At 52.3% G+C, this 17800-nt stretch carries 18 protein-coding genes and 1 tRNA gene; 10 read left to right on the forward strand and 9 right to left on the reverse strand.

The annotated features are described in order from the left end of the window. Positions 1 to 19 precede the first annotated feature (19 nt). Positions 20 to 95 (reverse strand) — tRNA-Gly (locus SK39_RS09175). Between the two features lie 185 nt (positions 96 to 280). Continuing rightward, positions 281 to 826 (reverse strand): oligoribonuclease, encoded by a 546-nt coding sequence (orn, locus tag SK39_RS09180; RefSeq protein WP_003839477.1) that lies wholly within the window; start codon positions 824 to 826, stop codon positions 281 to 283. A gap of 105 nt (positions 827 to 931) precedes the next feature. On the opposite strand from orn, the gene rsgA reads away from it, so the two are divergent. The 3 genes from rsgA (at position 932) to mscM (ending at position 6377) form a co-directional block, all read left to right on the forward strand. Beyond that, complete coding sequence (rsgA, locus tag SK39_RS09185; RefSeq protein ID WP_170974257.1) at positions 932 to 1984, forward strand: small ribosomal subunit biogenesis GTPase RsgA; 1053 nt, start codon at positions 932 to 934, stop codon at positions 1982 to 1984. Between the two features lie 92 nt (positions 1985 to 2076). After that, positions 2077 to 3045 (forward strand): archaetidylserine decarboxylase, encoded by a 969-nt coding sequence (asd, locus tag SK39_RS09190; protein WP_003844975.1) that lies wholly within the window; start codon positions 2077 to 2079, stop codon positions 3043 to 3045. 17 nt (positions 3046 to 3062) lie between these two features. Next, positions 3063 to 6377 (forward strand): miniconductance mechanosensitive channel MscM, encoded by a 3315-nt coding sequence (gene mscM, locus SK39_RS09195; RefSeq protein WP_003839472.1) that lies wholly within the window; start codon positions 3063 to 3065, stop codon positions 6375 to 6377. Between the two features lie 65 nt (positions 6378 to 6442). Here mscM and yjeM read toward each other — a convergent pair whose 3' ends face one another. Then, complete coding sequence (yjeM, locus tag SK39_RS09200; RefSeq protein ID WP_032937774.1) at positions 6443 to 7945, reverse strand: glutamate/gamma-aminobutyrate family transporter YjeM; 1503 nt, start codon at positions 7943 to 7945, stop codon at positions 6443 to 6445. A gap of 214 nt (positions 7946 to 8159) precedes the next feature. Continuing rightward, entirely contained in the window at positions 8160 to 9137 is a 978-nt protein-coding gene (gene epmA / locus SK39_RS09205; RefSeq protein WP_016149440.1) for an elongation factor P--(R)-beta-lysine ligase, read from the reverse strand. A 324-nt stretch (positions 9138 to 9461) separates the two neighbouring features. Between epmA and frdA the strand changes: the two genes are divergently transcribed. Genes frdA through frdD form a run of 4 tightly spaced genes read left to right on the forward strand, consistent with a single transcriptional unit; the run spans position 9462 to position 12752 of the window. Beyond that, positions 9462 to 11252, forward strand: coding sequence for a fumarate reductase (quinol) flavoprotein subunit (gene frdA, locus SK39_RS09210; RefSeq protein WP_003025543.1), 1791 nt, complete (start codon positions 9462 to 9464; stop codon positions 11250 to 11252). Continuing rightward, positions 11245 to 11979: a fumarate reductase iron-sulfur protein gene (gene frdB, locus SK39_RS09215; protein WP_003025540.1), complete on the forward strand. Its 735-nt coding sequence runs from the start codon at positions 11245 to 11247 to the stop codon at positions 11977 to 11979. The genes frdA and frdB overlap by 8 nt, the downstream gene beginning before the upstream one ends. A gap of 10 nt (positions 11980 to 11989) precedes the next feature. Beyond that, positions 11990 to 12385 (forward strand): fumarate reductase subunit FrdC, encoded by a 396-nt coding sequence (frdC, locus tag SK39_RS09220; RefSeq protein ID WP_003025537.1) that lies wholly within the window; start codon positions 11990 to 11992, stop codon positions 12383 to 12385. Between the two features lie 10 nt (positions 12386 to 12395). Further along, on the forward strand, positions 12396 to 12752 hold the full coding sequence (gene frdD, locus SK39_RS09225) for a fumarate reductase subunit FrdD (RefSeq protein ID WP_032937775.1): 357 nt from the start codon (positions 12396 to 12398) through the stop codon (positions 12750 to 12752). A gap of 42 nt (positions 12753 to 12794) precedes the next feature. Here frdD and ampR read toward each other — a convergent pair whose 3' ends face one another. Then, complete coding sequence (gene ampR / locus SK39_RS09230) at positions 12795 to 13670, reverse strand: LysR family transcriptional regulator AmpR (RefSeq protein ID WP_032937777.1); 876 nt, start codon at positions 13668 to 13670, stop codon at positions 12795 to 12797. 131 nt (positions 13671 to 13801) lie between these two features. On the opposite strand from ampR, the gene SK39_RS09235 reads away from it, so the two are divergent. Next, positions 13802 to 14947 (forward strand): class C beta-lactamase CMY-152, encoded by a 1146-nt coding sequence (locus tag SK39_RS09235; RefSeq protein WP_032937778.1) that lies wholly within the window; start codon positions 13802 to 13804, stop codon positions 14945 to 14947. A gap of 92 nt (positions 14948 to 15039) precedes the next feature. Further along, positions 15040 to 15573: a lipocalin family protein gene (locus SK39_RS09240; RefSeq protein WP_003844984.1), complete on the forward strand. Its 534-nt coding sequence runs from the start codon at positions 15040 to 15042 to the stop codon at positions 15571 to 15573. Here the strand turns inward: SK39_RS09240 and sugE are convergent. Beyond that, positions 15570 to 15887, reverse strand: a complete 318-nt coding sequence (sugE, locus tag SK39_RS09245) for a quaternary ammonium compound efflux SMR transporter SugE (RefSeq protein WP_000118520.1) — start codon at positions 15885 to 15887, stop codon at positions 15570 to 15572. The two genes, SK39_RS09240 and sugE, sit on opposite strands and share 4 nt — an antisense overlap. A gap of 256 nt (positions 15888 to 16143) precedes the next feature. Between sugE and SK39_RS09250 the strand changes: the two genes are divergently transcribed. Beyond that, positions 16144 to 16743 (forward strand): helix-turn-helix transcriptional regulator, encoded by a 600-nt coding sequence (locus tag SK39_RS09250; RefSeq protein WP_016149437.1) that lies wholly within the window; start codon positions 16144 to 16146, stop codon positions 16741 to 16743. Positions 16744 to 16773: 30 nt separating this feature from the next. Here the strand turns inward: SK39_RS09250 and ecnB are convergent, their stop codons facing one another. The 3 genes from ecnB to efp all read right to left on the reverse strand — a co-directional run bounded on the left by ecnB (position 16774) and on the right by efp (position 17786). Beyond that, positions 16774 to 16920: a lipoprotein toxin entericidin B gene (gene ecnB / locus SK39_RS09255; protein WP_003025482.1), complete on the reverse strand. Its 147-nt coding sequence runs from the start codon at positions 16918 to 16920 to the stop codon at positions 16774 to 16776. A gap of 107 nt (positions 16921 to 17027) precedes the next feature. Further along, complete coding sequence (gene ecnA, locus SK39_RS09260) at positions 17028 to 17162, reverse strand: lipoprotein antitoxin entericidin A (RefSeq protein WP_003830568.1); 135 nt, start codon at positions 17160 to 17162, stop codon at positions 17028 to 17030. A gap of 57 nt (positions 17163 to 17219) precedes the next feature. After that, complete coding sequence (gene efp, locus SK39_RS09265; RefSeq protein WP_003025478.1) at positions 17220 to 17786, reverse strand: elongation factor P; 567 nt, start codon at positions 17784 to 17786, stop codon at positions 17220 to 17222. Between the last annotated feature and the right edge of the window lie 14 nt (positions 17787 to 17800).

Below are 17800 nucleotides of genomic sequence, written 5' to 3' on the forward strand. Positions count from 1 at the left end.
AATAAGCACTTTCAAATTTTGGAGCGGGAAACGAGACTCGAACTCGCGACCCCGACCTTGGCAAGGTCGTGCTCTACCAACTGAGCTATTCCCGCAAATTTGTTGCTGTCGTAATTCGCATTTCTGCGTCGTTACGGGAGGCGCATTATACGAGAAATCCGTTTAGCTGCAACCCCCTTGAATACGTTTTTTTCGAAAATTCGTTCAAGTGATTACTTTGCAATCAAGCTGAACAATTTAGCGTCAAAAAGCCGGTGACGCAAGCCACCGGAGAACAAAATCAAAGCTTAATAAAATGTTCGCGATAGTAAGCAAGCTCAGCAACAGATTCACGAATGTCGTCCATCGCCTGATGCGTTCCCTGCTTGGTGAAGCCAGCCAGGATTTCCGGCTTCCAACGACGCGCCAGTTCTTTGAGCGTGCTGACGTCCAGATAGCGATAATGGAAATACGCCTCCAGCTCCGGCATGTATTTAAACAGGAAACGACGATCCTGGCCGATGCTGTTGCCACAGATAGGTGATTTCCCTTCCGGAACCCACTCTTTCAAAAAAGCCAGCGTGGCCAGTTCTGCTTCACGATCGCCCATGGTGCTCGCCTTCACACGTTCCACCAGCCCGCTACCGGTGTGCGTACGTACGTTCCAGTCATCCATTAATGCCAGTTGTTCGTCGGACTGGTGCACCGCAATTGTCGGTCCTTCTGCCAGAATATTCAGGTTGGCATCCGTCACCAGCGTGGCGATCTCAATAATGCGATCGCGCTCGGGATCCAGACCTGTCATCTCCAGATCGATCCAAATCAGGTTGTTTTCATTGGCACTCATGCTATTTTCCACCCTTCAGCGTCACATTCAGTGTGACTACATTGATCTAAAATTGTGTGTATCATAAATGTTTTGCCCATCATGGGCGACCAGGAGCCAGTCCGATTGAGTAAGAATAAACTCTCCAAAGGCCAACAGCGCCGTGTGAACGCCAATCACCAGCGTCGTCTTAAAACGTCCACGGAGAAGCCCGACTACGACGACAACCTGTTTGGCGAAACCGCTGAAGGCATCGTTATCAGCCGTTTTGGCATGCATGCCGACGTAGAGTCTGCTGACGGTGAAATTCACCGCTGCAACATCCGCCGTACAATTCGCTCGCTGGTTACTGGCGATCGCGTAGTCTGGCGCCCGGGTAAAGCGGCGGCTGAAGGCGTGAATGTCAAAGGTATCGTTGAAGCGGTACACGATCGTACCTCGGTACTGACACGCCCCGACTTTTACGACGGGGTAAAACCTATTGCCGCCAACATCGACCAGATCGTTATTGTCTCAGCCATCTTACCCGAGCTGTCACTCAATATTATCGACCGATATCTGGTAGCCTGCGAAACGCTACATGTTGAACCAATTATCGTACTGAATAAGATCGATCTGCTGGATGATGAAGGCATGGCCTTCGTTAACGAACAGATGGATATCTATCGCAACATTGGCTATCGGGTGTTGATGGTATCCAGCCGCACTAAAGACGGCCTGAAACCGCTTGAAGAAGCATTAACCGATCGCATCAGCATTTTTGCCGGTCAGTCGGGCGTAGGTAAATCCAGCCTGCTCAATAATCTTCTCGGCCTGCAGGAAGAGATCCTGACCAACGATGTCTCCGACAACTCCGGTCTTGGACAGCACACTACCACGGCCTCTCGCCTGTATCACTTCCCGCACGGCGGCGACGTTATCGACTCCCCTGGCGTACGTGAGTTCGGACTGTGGCATCTGGAGCCGGAACAAATCACGCATGGCTTTGTCGAATTTCATGACTACCTGGGCCATTGCAAATACCGCGACTGCAAGCATGATACCGATCCAGGCTGCGCTATCCGTGAGGCTGTAGAAAAAGGGGCCATAGCCGAAACCCGGTTTGAAAATTATCACCGCATCCTGGAAAGCATGGCGCAGGTAAAAACGCGTAAAAACTTTTCTGATACAGACAACTGACAACTAAGCTAAGCATCGCTAGAATCGTCCCCCTTTTTTCAGGATCCGGCCCACATGCCGGATCGGGAACAAATTATGGCCTGGAGGCTACCTTGTTAAACTCATTTAAGCTTTCGCTACAATACATTCTGCCGAAACTATGGCTCACTCGCCTGGCGGGTTGGGGTGCGAGCAAACGAGCGGGATGGCTGACCAAATTGGTTATCGATCTGTTCGTGAAATATTACAAGGTCGATATGAAAGAGGCGCAAAAGCCGGACACCGCCAGCTATCGCACCTTTAACGACTTCTTTGTTCGCCCGCTGCGCGACGATGCTCGCCCGATTAATACCGATCCAAACGTACTGGTCATGCCCGCTGACGGCGTGATCAACCAGCTAGGCAACATCGAAGAAGACAAACTGCTGCAGGCTAAAGGGCACAGCTATACCCTTGAAGCGCTGCTGGCTGGCAACTATCAGATGGCGGACAAATTCCGCAATGGTACGTTTGTAACCACTTACTTGTCTCCACGCGATTACCACCGTGTACACATGCCGTGTAACGGTATCCTGCGTGAAATGATGTATGTGCCGGGCGATCTCTTCTCTGTAAACATCCTGACTGCGCAAAACGTACCGAACCTGTTTGCCCGCAACGAACGCGTAATCTGTTTGTTTGATACCGAATTTGGTCCGATGGTGCAGATTCTGGTCGGCGCGACTATCGTCGGCAGCATTGAAACCACATGGGCTGGCACCATTACCCCACCGCGTGAAGGCGTCATCAAGCGCTGGACCTGGCCGGAAGGCGAAAGCGAAGGGTCGGTAGCGCTGTTGAAAGGTCAGGAAATGGGCCGCTTTAAGCTCGGTTCCACCGTCATCAACCTGTTCGCACCTGGCAAAGTTAATCTGGTTGAGCAGTTGCAGGATCTTTCCGTGACCAAAATCGGCCAACCAATGGCCATCTCGACCGAGACTTTCGTGACGCCAGAGACAGAACCGGCCCCGCTGGCGAAAGAAGAGATCGAAGCAGAACACGACGCCAGCCCGCTGGTTGACGACAAAAAAGACGAAAGTTAAACATAGGAATCGCTGCTGTGCGCCTGATTATCACTTTTCTGATGGCCTGGTGCCTCAGCCTGGGGGCGTACGCTGCGACGGCCCCCGATGCCAAACAACTCACCCAGGAACTGGAGCAGGCAAAAGCGGCAAAACCCGCTCAGCCAGAAACCGTCGAGGCGCTCCAGTCCGCGCTGAATGCCCTTGAGGAGCGGAAAGGCTCTCTCGAGCGCGCACAGCAATATCAGCAGGTTATTGATAACTTCCCCAAGCTGTCCGCAACGTTACGCGCACAGCTTAGTAACCTGCGCGATGAACCGCGCAATGTGCCAACCGGACTCTCTACCGATGCATTAAACCAGGAGATCCTCCAGGTTAGCAGCCAACTGCTGGAAAAGAGTCGTCAGGCCCAGCAGGAGCAGGATCGCGCCCGGGAAATCGCCGACTCGTTAAGCCAGCTTCCTCAACAGCAAACCGATGCCCGCCGCCAGCTCAATGAGCTTGAGCGGCGCATTGGTACCGCCAACGGCAATTCCGCGCAGAATCAGGCGATGCAAGCTGAATCCGCCAAACTTAAAGCCCTGGTCGATGAACTGGAGCTGGCACAGCTTTCCGCCAATAACCGTCAGGAACTGGCGCGTATGCGCTCCGAACTGGCGGAAAAGCAGAGTCAACAACTCGACACTTACCTGCAGGCTTTGCGCAATCAACTCAACAGTCAGCGCCAGCGTGAAGCAGAGCGAGCGCTGGAAAGTACCGAACTGCTGGCAGAAAACAGCGCGGGACTGCCGGAAGGTATTGTCGATCAGTTCAAGGTTAACCGCGAGCTGTCTCAGGCCTTGAACCAGCAGGCGCAACGTATGGACCTGGTCGCCTCGCAGCAGCGTCAGGCTGCCAGCCAAACGCTGCAGGTCCGCCAGGCCTTGAATACGCTGCGAGAGCAGTCTCAGTGGCTTGGGGTTTCAAATATGCTGGGAGAAGCGCTGCGCGCGCAGGTATCCCGTCTGCCGGAAATGCCCAAGCCCCAGCAGTTGGATACCGAAATGGCGCAGCTTCGCGTGCACCGTATGCGCTATGAGGATCTCCTCAACAAACAGCCGCAGCTGCGTCAGATTCATCAGGCCGATGGACAACCGCTGACCGCTGAACAGAGCAGCATTCTCAACGCCCAGCTACGCACCCAGCGCGAGCTGCTGAACTCATTGTTACAGGGCGGCGATACGCTGATCCTTGAGCTGACCAAGCTCAAAGTCTCCAACAGCCAACTGGAAGATGCGCTAAAAGAGGTCAACGAAGCAACGCACCGCTATCTGTTCTGGACGTCAGACGTCAGTCCCATCTCGCTCTCCTGGCCTGTCGACATCGTTCAGGATCTGCGGCGTTTGATCTCATTAGATACGTTTAATCAGTTGGGTAAAGCCAGCGTCATGATGCTGACCAGCAAAGAAACACTATTGCCGCTATTCGCGGCGTTGGTGCTGGTTGGCTTTAGCCTCTCTTCGCGCAAGCACTTCACCCGTTTCCTTGAACGCTCGTCCGCGCGAGTCGGGAAAGTCACCCAGGACCATTTCTGGCTGACAATACGCACGGTATTCTGGTCAATACTCGTCGCTTCTCCGTTGCCGGTGTTATGGGCAACGCTCGGTTACGGGTTGCAGGAAGCCTGGCCTTACCCGCTGGCTGTTGCTATCGGCGATGGCGTTACCGCCACGGTGCCTATGCTATGGGCGGTAATGATTTGCGCCACCTTTGCGCGTCCCAACGGTCTGTTCATTGCCCACTTTGGCTGGCCACGTAACCGCGTCGCGAAAGCCATGCACTACTACCTGATGAGCATCGGACTGATTGTCCCGCTGATCATGGCGGTGATTATGTTTGATAATCTCAATGACCGGGAGTTCTCCGCCTCACTGGGACGTCTGTGCTTTATTCTGATTTGCGGTGCGCTGGCGGTCGTGACCCTGAGCCTTAAACGCGCCGGGATACCGCTGTACCTCGATAAAGAGGGCAACAGCGATAACATGGTCAATAGTATGCTGTGGAATATGCTGATGGGCGCGCCGCTGATTGCCATTCTCGCTGCGGCAGTGGGTTATCTCGCCACATCGCAAGCCCTGCTGGCACGTCTGGAAACATCCGTGGCGATTTGGTTCTTATTACTGGTGGTGTATCACGTCATCCGCCGCTGGATGCTAATTCAGCGCCGCCGCCTTGCGTTTGACCGCGCCAAACATCGACGCGCCGAAATGCTGGCGCAACGTGCGCGGGGCGAAGAGGAACCACCTCATTCCACCAGCCTTGAAGGTACGATCGATGTAGATGAAAGCGAAGTGGATCTGGATGCAATCAGCGCGCAATCGCTGCGCCTGGTACGTTCTATCCTGATGCTTATCGCCCTGCTCTCGGTTATTGTGCTGTGGTCAGAAATTCATTCCGCTTTCGGCTTCCTGGAAAACATCTCGTTGTGGGATGTCACCTCCACGGTGCAGGGCGTGGAAAGCTTAGAACCGATAACGCTGGGCGCAGTGCTCATTGCTATTCTGGTGTTTATCATCACCACCCAGCTAGTGCGCAACTTACCCGCATTGCTGGAGCTGGCGCTACTGCAACATCTGGATTTAACCCCCGGCACCGGTTACGCCATCACCACTATCACTAAGTATCTTCTGATGCTGATTGGCGGCCTGGTGGGTTTCTCGATGATCGGTATTGAGTGGTCCAAACTGCAATGGCTGGTGGCGGCTCTCGGTGTCGGTCTGGGCTTTGGTTTGCAGGAGATCTTCGCCAACTTTATTTCCGGCCTGATTATCCTGTTTGAAAAGCCAATCCGCATTGGCGACACGGTTACAATTCGCGATCTTACCGGTAGCGTGACGAAAATTAATACCCGTGCCACCACTATCAGCGACTGGGACCGCAAAGAGATCATCGTACCCAACAAAGCCTTTATCACCGAACAGTTTATCAACTGGTCGCTATCCGATTCGGTTACCCGTGTGGTGTTAACCATCCCGGCACCGTCGGAGGCTAACAGCGAGGAGGTTACGCAGATCCTGCTGACTGCCGCACATCGTTGCTCGCTGGTTATCGATAACCCGGCGCCAGAAGTCTTCCTGGTTGACCTGCAACAAGGAATTCAAATCTTCGAACTGCGTATTTATGCCGCTGAAATGGGGCATCGCATGCCGCTGCGCCATGAAATCCACCAGCTGATTCTGGCAGGCTTCCGCGAGCATGGTATTGATATGCCGTTCCCACCGTTCCAGATGCGTCTGGAGAGCCTCGGCGGTAAGCAAACAGGCAGAACATTAAGTTCTGCAGGAAGAGGCAGCCGCCCGGCGGGAAGTTTGTAAGCGGAAGGCTTCACTGTATCCGGCCTACTAAGATGCATCTTTGTAGGCCGGATTGGGCAGGTCGTTTATTCCACCGCCCACTCAGGTTCGTTGGCCGCGCGACGGCTGTAGTTCTGATAAATCGCCATCGCCAGCAGCGAGAAGAAGATCGGGCCGCCGGTCATCCACAAGGCACTGTTCCAGTCCCCGGCTTCAATTACCGGCTGGATGATGGTGAACACGTTGGCAAACGTCACCACCAGAACGACCACACCCGTTGCCAGCAGCGTCGCCGCTCGGGTTTTAAAGACAACAAACGGTCTTTCCAGACCCGGACGGGCTTGAAAGAACGGAAACGCCAGCGCCAGGAACAGATACGGCAGCGTCATGGATACGTTCGCCATCAGCGTCAGTTTGTTATAGAACGCTGAAGCCGTATCGCCACCAAATGAAACCAACAGGATAAACAGGCTCACCAGCAGGCACTGTAACCACATTGCCGTCGTCGGCATCCCTACGGCATTCAGTTTGGTCATCGGCGCGGGCCACAACGCTTTCGGCGTACCCTGAATAATCGCTTTCAGCGGTGAGTAGCTGAGGGTGAAAAAAGCGCCGGTATAGGCAAGGAACATGGAAAGCCCGGTAATACGTGCAAACCATACGCCCATCACCATCGCGGTCTCAGGGGAAAGATGCAGCGCATTACCCAACCTCATCCCGAGGCTCTTCATCAGGATATAAGTAATATTGCCGAGGTTGACCGAGCTATTGCTTAATACCTGCTGCCAGTTGGTGCTAACGCCCCATAAAAAGATGGCCAGTGAATAACCAACAGAAATGACAATAGCGGCAAAAACAATGCCTTTAGCAAAGTTCTTTTCTGGTTTTTCTGTTTTATCAACCAGTCCCCCTACAGCTTCAATTCCGCCATAAGCAAAAATGGCAAACACAACAAATGACAACATTGCCAGCCCGGACTGATATCCGGGATTAGGTGAGGAGATAAAATTAATATCCTGTGCAAAGTGGCCACCAGTTAATAACAAAATAGCGACACTCACTAACAACAGAACTAAATTAAGACACATTACGGCAATTCCGCCTACTGCCGTAATACGCGCAATTTTATTAATACCCCGGGATGCCACGCAGGTCACCAGGATCATCCAGCCGACGGCGAGCAGCCCGACAACCTGCGTAGGCTCAAGCCCTGCAATACGCCAGTGCTGCGTCATGTCTGCGCCAAACAAGAAGGTTGAAAAAGGTACCCAGACTTTCGCCGCAGTACTTACCATCCATATCACATAAGAAGAAAACCACATAAACGTGCCGATAAAGGCATAGCGCGGTCCAACGCTATTATTCATCCACGAATAGATTCCCCCCTCTTCTTTCCGATAGGCAGACCCCATTTCCGCCATCATTAAAGCAAATGGAATAAAGAATAATAATGCAGAAAATATATACCACGGGATTGCACTATACCCCATTAAATAGAATGCGGAGGGGCTATTAGCAAAACCGAAAACTGACGTAAATATCATGAGAATGAGACCTGGCAGGCTCATCTTTTTTATTGTTTGGGTCATTAAACCATCCCTTACTCTGGCAAGCGTTTAGCAAACGCCGCTCACCGGTTGGCACTGCTCTCTTTGCAGAGTTCAGCGATAAAAAAATCAACACAGAATTGATACCTAAACGATATCAAATATCCAGATGTAAATTGTGGCTATTAGAGGGGAAATGAAAAAATATGCTACAAAGTGGCGATTAAGCCGCCACTTTGTATTGCGGAAGGGTAAGTTATGCGCGATCGACGGTAAATGCGATAACCTCAGCCAGGCTTTCTGCGCCCAGCGCCAGCATCACCAGACGGTCAACACCCAGCGCCACGCCTGAGCAATCCGGCATGCCTACTTTCAGCGCTTCCAGCAGGTTGGTATCGATAGGTTGCTGCGGTAAGCCTCGTGTGGCACGTTTGCGGTTATCCTGTTCAAACCGCTGCTGTTGTTCACGCGCGTCGGTCAATTCATGGAAACCATTTGCCAGCTCAATACCTTTGTAATAAACCTCGAAACGTTCAGCCACGCGGTGATCTTCGGTACTGATTTGCGCCAGTGATGCCTGGCTGGCCGGGAAATGATACACAAACGTCGGTTTGTCTTTACCAATATGCGGCTCAACGCCCATCGTAAACAGCAGTTGCAGTAAGGTGTCCCGGTCTTCTTCGGTATCGGCAATATTGCTGAGATCCAATTTCGCCGCCACTTCCCGCAGTTGGGTTTTATCCGCAGACAGCGGGTCTATCTCCAGATGACGCTGGAAGGCTTGCTGGTAAGAGAGGCTTTCCGCAGGCGAACAGTCCAGCACCTGCTGAAGCAAATCATCCACCTCATTCATCAGGCGATACATATCGTAGTGCGGACGATACCACTCAAGCATGGTGAATTCAGGGTTATGATGGCGCCCCATCTCTTCATTACGGAAGCTGCGGCACAGTTGATACACCGGGCCGCACCCTGCCACCAGCAGGCGCTTCATATGGTATTCAGGGCTGGTCATTAAATAGAGATTCATCCCCTGGGAGTGTCCAGGGCCAACGAAACGCGTTTCGAACGGGAACAGATGGATGTCCGTTACCGTTGCCTGACTCATACAAGGGGTCTCAACCTCAAGCACGCCACGATCGGCAAAAAAGCGGCGAATCTCCGCTATAATTGCTGCACGTTTTAACAGATTGGGGATGGACGCGCTCGGCTGCCAGGTTGCCGTTTCGCTCATGGTTGTTTCTCCGATTTATGACAAGGGCACGAAGTCTACTCGTATCGCGCTAACGAGACAAATTTCAGGCAGCAGTAATCAGCACCGGCAATTGGATAAAAAAAGCGACATAGGATGGTTTAGTAATTAAATTAATCAAATTCAATGATAATTCCCCCCTGTGACACGCTAAAAAAATCGAACACGTCAAATTTCCCGCACATCCCTAAGACTATACTATTGTACCTATAAAGGAGCAGTGGAAACGCGTTCATAACCTGTTTGAAGCCGATGAAGCATCTGATTTCAGGCGGGGATGAAATAACAACAATCTGGAGGAATGTCGTGCAAACCTTTCAAGCCGATCTTGCCATTATAGGCGCCGGTGGCGCGGGATTACGTGCTGCAATTGCTGCCGCACAAGCAAATCCCAACGCTAAAATCGCACTGATCTCAAAAGTGTACCCAATGCGCAGCCATACCGTTGCTGCCGAAGGCGGCTCTGCTGCTGTCGCGCAGGATCATGACAGCTTTGACTACCATTTTCACGATACGGTAGCAGGCGGAGACTGGCTATGTGAGCAGGATGTCGTGGATTACTTTGTCCACCACTGCCCAACTGAAATGACGCAACTGGAACAATGGGGCTGCCCATGGAGCCGTCGTGAAGACGGTAGCGTCAACGTACGTCGCTTCGGCGGCATGAAAATCGAGCGTACCTGGTTTGCCGCAGATAAAACCGGCTTCCACATGTTGCATACGCTGTTCCAAACATCTTTGCAGTTCCCGCAGATTCAGCGCTTTGACGAACACTTCGTTCTGGATATCCTGGTGGACGAGGGTCATGCCCGCGGCCTGGTTGCCATGAACATGATGGAAGGCACGCTGGTGCAGATCCGTGCTAACGCAGTCGTAATGGCAACGGGCGGCGCTGGTCGTGTTTACCGTTACAATACTAACGGCGGCATCGTAACCGGCGACGGTATGGGCATGGCGCTGAGCCACGGCGTTCCGCTGCGTGATATGGAATTCGTTCAATATCACCCGACGGGTCTGCCAGGCTCCGGTATCCTGATGACAGAAGGTTGCCGTGGTGAAGGCGGTATCCTGGTCAACAAAAACGGCTACCGTTATCTGCAAGACTACGGCATGGGTCCGGAAACCCCGCTGGGCGAGCCGAAAAACAAATACATGGAACTCGGTCCGCGCGACAAAGTTTCTCAGGCTTTCTGGCACGAATGGCGCAAAGGCAACACCATTTCCACTCCGCGTGGCGATGTGGTTCACCTCGACCTGCGTCACCTCGGTGAGAAAAAACTGCTCGAACGTTTACCGTTCATCTGCGAACTGGCGAAAGCTTACGTGGGTGTCGATCCGGTTAAAGAACCGATCCCGGTACGTCCGACCGCGCACTACACCATGGGCGGTATCGAAACCGATCAGCACTGTGAAACCCGCATTAAAGGTCTGTTCGCTGTCGGCGAATGTTCCTCTGTTGGTCTGCATGGCGCTAACCGTCTGGGCTCTAACTCCCTGGCGGAACTGGTGGTCTTCGGTCGTATGGCTGGTGAACAAGCTGCGGAACGCGCTGCAACGGCTGGCGCTGCAAACAGTGCCGCTCTGGATGCACAGGTTGCTGGCGTTGAAAAACGTCTGAAAGATCTGGTTAACCAGGAAGGTAACGAAAACTGGTCTAAGATCCGTGACGAAATGGGTATCTCCATGGAAGAAGGTTGCGGTATCTACCGTACGCCGGAACTGATGCAGAAAACCGTTGATAAGCTGGCTGAACTGCAGGAACGCTTCAAGCGCGTACGTATCACTGATACCTCCAGCGTCTTCAACACCGACCTGCTGTATACCATCGAACTGGGTCACGGTCTGAACGTTGCTGAATGTATGGCGCACTCCGCGCTGGCGCGTAAAGAATCCCGCGGCGCGCATCAGCGTCTGGATGAAGGCTGTACCGAGCGTGACGACGTGAACTTCCTCAAACACACCCTCGCCTTCCGCGATGCTGACGGCACGACTCGCCTGGAATACAGCGACGTGAAAATCACCACTCTGCCACCGGCTAAACGTGTTTACGGTGGCGAAGCGGAAGCAGCCGATAAGAAGGAGAAGGCGAATGGCTGAGATGAAAAACCTGAAAGTTGAGGTGGTGCGCTATAACCCGGAAACCGATACCGCGCCGCACAGTGCTTTCTACGAAGTTCCTTATGATGAAACCACGTCACTGCTGGATGCGCTGGGCTACATCAAGGATAACCTGGCACCGGACCTGAGCTACCGCTGGTCCTGCCGTATGGCAATCTGCGGCTCCTGCGGCATGATGGTCAACAATGTACCGAAACTGGCGTGCAAAACCTTCCTGCGTGATTACACAAACGGCATGAAGGTTGAAGCCCTGGGCAACTTCCCGATTGAGCGCGATCTGGTCGTCGACATGACGCACTTTATCGAAAGCCTGGAAGCGATCAAACCGTACATCATCGGTAACCCGCGTACACCGGATCAGGGTCCAAACACCCAGACTCCGGCGCAGATGGCGAAGTATCATCAGTTCTCCGGTTGCATCAACTGTGGTCTGTGCTACGCCGCGTGCCCGCAGTTCGGCCTGAACCCTGAGTTCATTGGACCGGCTGCGATTACGCTGGCGCATCGTTACAACGAAGATAGCCGCGACCACGGTAAGAAGGAGCGTATGGCTCAATTGAACAGCCCGAACGGCGTCTGGACCTGTACTTTCGTGGGCTACTGCTCCGAAGTCTGCCCGAAACACGTCGATCCGGCTGCGGCCATTCAGCAGGGTAAAGTTGAAAGTTCAAAAGACTTTCTTATCGCTACCCTGAAACCACGCTAAGGAGTGCACGATGACGACTAAACGTAAAGCCTATGTGCGGCCAATGACGTCCACCTGGTGGAAAAAGCTGCCATTTTATCGTTTTTACATGCTGCGTGAAGGCACGGCAGTCCCGGCAGTCTGGTTCAGCATTGAACTGATTATCGGCCTGTTTGCACTCAAGCATGGTGCAGAGTCCTGGATGGGCTTTGTCGCCTTTTTACAAAACCCGGTGGTGGTAATCCTTAACATTATCGCCCTGGCAGCAGCGCTGCTGCATACCAAAACCTGGTTTGAGCTGGCACCAAAAGCAGCCAACATCATCGTAAAAGACGAAAAAATGGGGCCAGAGCCGATCATCAAAGGTCTCTGGGCAGTCACTGTGGTTGCTACAGTAGTCATACTGTTTGTTGCCCTGTTCTGGTAAGGAGTCCGGAATGATTAATCCAAATCCAAAACGCTCTGACGAACCCGTATTCTGGGGCCTGTTTGGTGCAGGCGGTATGTGGAGCGCAATCATTGCGCCGGTAATGATCCTGCTGGTAGGCATTATGCTGCCGCTGGGCTTTGTTCCTGATGCTTTCAGCTATGAACGCATACTGGCATTCGCTCAGAGCTTCATCGGACGTGCGTTTCTGTTCCTGATGATCGTTCTGCCGCTGTGGTGTGGTTTACACCGTATGCACCACGCGATGCATGACCTGAAAATCCACGTGCCGGCTGGCAAATGGGTATTCTACGGACTGGCAGCTATCCTGACCGTTGTAACGGCGATTGGTATTCTGACCATCTAAGTACATGCGTTAATTATCAGGCCCGCCATTGGCGGGCCTTTTTTATTTGTGCAGCACCCCGGTCAACCAACGGGAAAATTCACGCATCGCAGGCGTCTCCGGGCGAGATTGCAAACGCGTTATCCAGTAGCTTCCCAAATCAATCTGCGTTAAAAACGGCTGAACGATACGTTCGCTGCTGAGTAAATGCGTGAACATTCTGACTGGCGCAATTGCCACACCGCTCCCCGCCTGAGCGGCTTCCAGCATGGTGACTGACGAATCAAACACCATCACATTATGCGTCGGTGACGGAGGCGCCTCTCCGGCCGCCTGCATCCAAAGCGCCCATTCATCCCGCCGATACGATCGTAATAACGGAAATTTCAGGATATCCGCAGGCGTTTGAATCTGCGAAGCCAATGTTGGCGAACACAGTGGAGACATCAGCGCGCTACATAAATATTGCGCATCGGTATCGTGCCAGGCTCCCCCACCGTAGCGAATGGTATAATCCAGCCCTTCGGCGGCGGGATCCACGCGATTGTTATGGGTAGAAATATGCAAATCAATATGTGGGTAACTGCGCTTAAAATCGCTCAACAGCGGGAAAAGACAGCCGATAGCAAAGGTTCCCACTACGCCAATTTTAAGTTTTTCCTGGGTCTGTTTAGTGGCAAAACGATCCAACATCCCCGCCATACGATCGAAGGAGTCATTAAGTACAGGTAACAGACTTTCCCCTTCAGTCGTCAACATTAATCCACGAGAACCGCGCACAAAAAGCTGACAATTCAGCTGCTGCTCCAGCGATTTTACATGCTGGCTGATGGCAGAATGCGTCACGTTGAGCTCAATCGCAGCGCGGGTAAAGCTGAGATGTCTGGCCGCGGCTTCAAAAGCCCGCAGCGAGTTAAGAGGGATATAGCTACGCGTCATCATTAAGCCTGTTAGAAAAACTTATATCTGCTGCTAAATTTAACCGTTTGTCAACACGGTGCAAATCAAACACACTGATTGCGTCTGACGGGCCCGGACACCCTTTTGCTTTTAATTACGGAACTGATTTCATGATGAAAAAATCGATATGCTGCGCGCTGCTGCTGACAGCCTCTTTCTCCACGTTTGCTGCCGCAAAAACAGAACAACAAATTGCCGATATCGTTAACCGCACCATCACACCACTGATGCAGGAGCAGGCTATTCCGGGTATGGCCGTGGCGATTATCTACGAGGAGAAACCTTATTACTTTACCTGGGGTAAAGCCGATATCGCCAATAACCACCCAGTCACGCAGCAAACGCTGTTTGAATTAGGGTCGGTCAGTAAGACGTTTAACGGCGTGTTGGGCGGCGACGCTATCGCCCGCGGCGAAATTAAGCTCAGCGATCCGGTCACGAAATACTGGCCAGAACTGACAGGCAAACAGTGGCGGGGTATCAGCCTGCTGCACTTAGCCACCTATACAGCGGGTGGCCTACCGCTGCAGATCCCCGATGAAGTTACGGATAAAGCCGCATTACTGCGCTTTTATCAAAACTGGCAACCACAATGGACTCCGGGCGCTAAGCGTCTTTACGCTAACTCCAGCATTGGTCTGTTTGGTGCGCTGGCGGTGAAACCTTCAGGTATGAGCTACGAAGAGGCAATGACCAGACGCGTCCTGCAACCATTAAAACTGGCGCATACCTGGATTACGGTTCCGCAAAGCGAACAAAAAAATTATGCCTGGGGCTATCGCGAAGGGAAGCCTGTACACGTTTCTCCGGGACAACTTGACGCCGAAGCCTATGGCGTGAAATCCAGCGTTATCGATATGGCCCGCTGGGTTCAGGCCAACATGGACGCCAGCCACGTTCAGGAGAAAACGCTCCAGCAGGGCATTGAGCTTGCGCAGTCTCGTTACTGGCGTATTGGTGATATGTACCAGGGATTAGGCTGGGAGATGCTGAACTGGCCGCTGAAAGCTGATTCGATCATCAACGGCAGCGACAGCAAAGTGGCATTGGCAGCGCTTCCCGCCGTTGAGGTAAACCCGCCAGCACCTGCCGTGAAAGCCTCATGGGTGCATAAAACGGGATCCACAGGTGGATTTGGCAGCTACGTTGCCTTCGTTCCAGAAAAAAACCTTGGCATAGTGATGCTGGCAAACAAAAGCTACCCCAACCCGGCTCGCGTCGAGGCGGCCTGGCGCATTCTTGAAAAACTGCAATAACTGACAGAGGGGTCCGGTAAATCGGACCTCCTTTCTTGCTCTTTTTTTCCTGCTGTCATCTACACTTAACAAAAAACAGTAAGGAAAACACTATGCGCATTCTGCCCGTCGTTGCTGCAGTTACGACTGCATTCCTGGTTGTCGCTTGCAGCTCCCCAACACCGCCGAAAGGCGTTACCGTGGTGAATAACTTTGATGCCAAACGCTATCTGGGAACATGGTATGAAATTGCGCGCTTCGACCATCGTTTCGAACGCGGGTTGGATAAAGTGACCGCAACGTACAGCTTGCGCGACGACGGCGGCATCAACGTTATTAACAAGGGCTATAATCCTGACAGGGAGATGTGGCAGAAAACGGAAGGGAAAGCCTATTTCACCGGCGACCCAAGCACGGCCGCGCTTAAAGTATCATTCTTCGGCCCCTTCTATGGTGGGTATAACGTAATTGCACTCGACCGGGAATATCGTCACGCGCTGGTTTGCGGTCCGGATCGCGACTACCTGTGGATCCTTTCACGGACCCCAACTATTTCAGATGAAATGAAACAGCAAATGTTAGCCATCGCGACCCGGGAAGGGTTTGAGGTGAATAAGCTGATTTGGGTGAAACAGCCTGGCGCTTAGTGAGTGCTCAGCTTCAGACCAATAATGCCAGCAACGATCAGCCCAAGGCTCAGCAAACGCGCCGGGCTGGCAGATTCACCCAGCAGCAAAATCCCTGTAATGGCCGCCCCGACGGCGCCAATGCCGGTCCAGACCGCATAAGCGGTTCCTACAGGTAATGTGCGCATTGCCCAGGAGAGCATGGCAATACTGACGATCATCGCCGCAATAGTGATAATGCTTGGCGTAAGACGCGTAAAACCGTGGGTATATTTCAGGCCAATCGCCCAGACGACTTCGAGCAAACCTGCAATTAATAAAACGATCCAGGACATATCAGGCTCCAGAACAATGGGGCCGTCCCCGGTGAAAGAAGCGTTTGCAGGTCGTCCTACAAAGCTGATGTGTGAAATGGCATTTTTGCCCGGAAGAAAATGAATTTCAACCTTTTTATTCACTGCCAGCTAAAAGCAAGAATTAAGCATAATTAGCGGCGTAGTTCCCGCATTTGGCACTCATCGGAGTTCTCTATGATGAAGGGCTTTCTGAAACCGGAAAGTCGATTGCCCCTCTTCTGAATGCGAAACGTTTATGCTTAAAATTTTAGTGATTGACCGGTGCCACTTTACCCGCACAGGGATAGAGGCCTTGCTTAATCATTCTGGCAGGTTCAGCTCTTCATTTCTGGTATCAGGAATCAATAATCTCCTGTTAGCAAAAGAGCATATTTTGCAATGGAAACCGCATCTGGTGATCGCGGATTTATACAGTTTTATTAGCGAGACGCACTCCAGTCCGCCAATTAACCCTTTTTTTATGAGTTGTGGCGTCATCCCACTGATTTTACTGCAATCAGCAGATAGACAGCATGCCCCCATCGCACCCTCTCAATTCGTCGCCCATTCGGTCTTGACCAAGCACACCACGCTGAACACACTCTCCCACACAATTCAGGAAGCACTTCAGGTTCGCCCCGCATTAGAAATACCCAAAAACGCCACGCCTTTGCTTACGCCGCAGGAGGAGAAAGTATTATCAATGTGGATGGATGGTGTGAGTAACAATGCCATTGCCGCCGCACTCAGCATACATGGCAAAACGGTCTACACCTATAAGCGGAATATCCGTATGAAACTGCACCTGGGGAACCGCTTCTCGCCGTTTCTGTCACTCCCAAGGAAGGGAGATTAACGGTACGACACGACGTCGTACCGTTCTTCATTATTGCTGAGCTTTTGTCGCTGCACCAGAAATGGCGCTACCGCCTTCAGAAATATCCTGTCCTACGCCTCGTGTGGTATTACACGCGGTTAAAACGGAAGAAAGTACCAACACAGAAAAGATCGCAGCAATTGTCTTCTTAACCATAACGTCTTCCTTTTCTAGCCAATATTGTTTGTGTATAGCTACTTAATAATAGACAAGATCTGGGAGTGTGATGGATAAACAATCGTTTTTAAGACTATATGAAATGATTAGCTGGCAGCGTGAGAGATTGAATTGCCAAGATGTTTGATGTCTTCACCGAAGCCGCGCGCGGTATTGCATCCCGTCAGGAGGGTGCTGGTGAAAAGGAGTAGCATTACAAGACCGAGAAGACGTTTCATCATTCCTGCCCTGGAAAAAATATGGCGCAGCAACCTGCGCCATAAGATCAAATGGAAGACTTATTTTACGCGAGAAACGTATTCGCCGGAGCGGGTATCCACTTTGATCACTTCGCCGATCTGTACGAACAGCGGAACTTTAACGACTGCGCCGGTAGACAGGGTAGCCGGTTTGCCGCCAGTACCAGCGGTATCGCCTTTCAGACCTGGGTCGGTTTCAACAACTTCCAGCTCAACGAAGTTCGGCGGAGTTACAGAGATCGGCTGACCGTTCCACAGGGTCACGATGCATTCAGCCTGGTCCAGCAGCCATTTAGCGTTATCGCCTACCGCTTTCTCGTCAGCAGCCAGCTGTTCGAAAGTGGTGTTATTCATAAAGTGCCAGAACTCACCGTCGCTATACAGGAAAGTCAGGTTCATGTCGGCTACGTCTGCGCCTTCAGCGGAGTCAGTAGACTTGAAGGTTTTCTCTACGCGAGTACCGGTCAGCAGGCGACGCAGCTTAACGCGCGCAAACGCCTGGCCTTTACCTGGTTTAACGAATTCGCTGGCTTCAACCGCATAAGGTTCGCCGTCCAACATGATTTTAAGACCAGCACGAAAATCGTTGCTATAGTACGTTGCCATAAGGCCCTCTGAAA

The organism is Citrobacter sp. BIDMC107, assembly GCF_001037575.1.
GTDB lineage: Bacteria > Pseudomonadota > Gammaproteobacteria > Enterobacterales > Enterobacteriaceae > Citrobacter > Citrobacter freundii.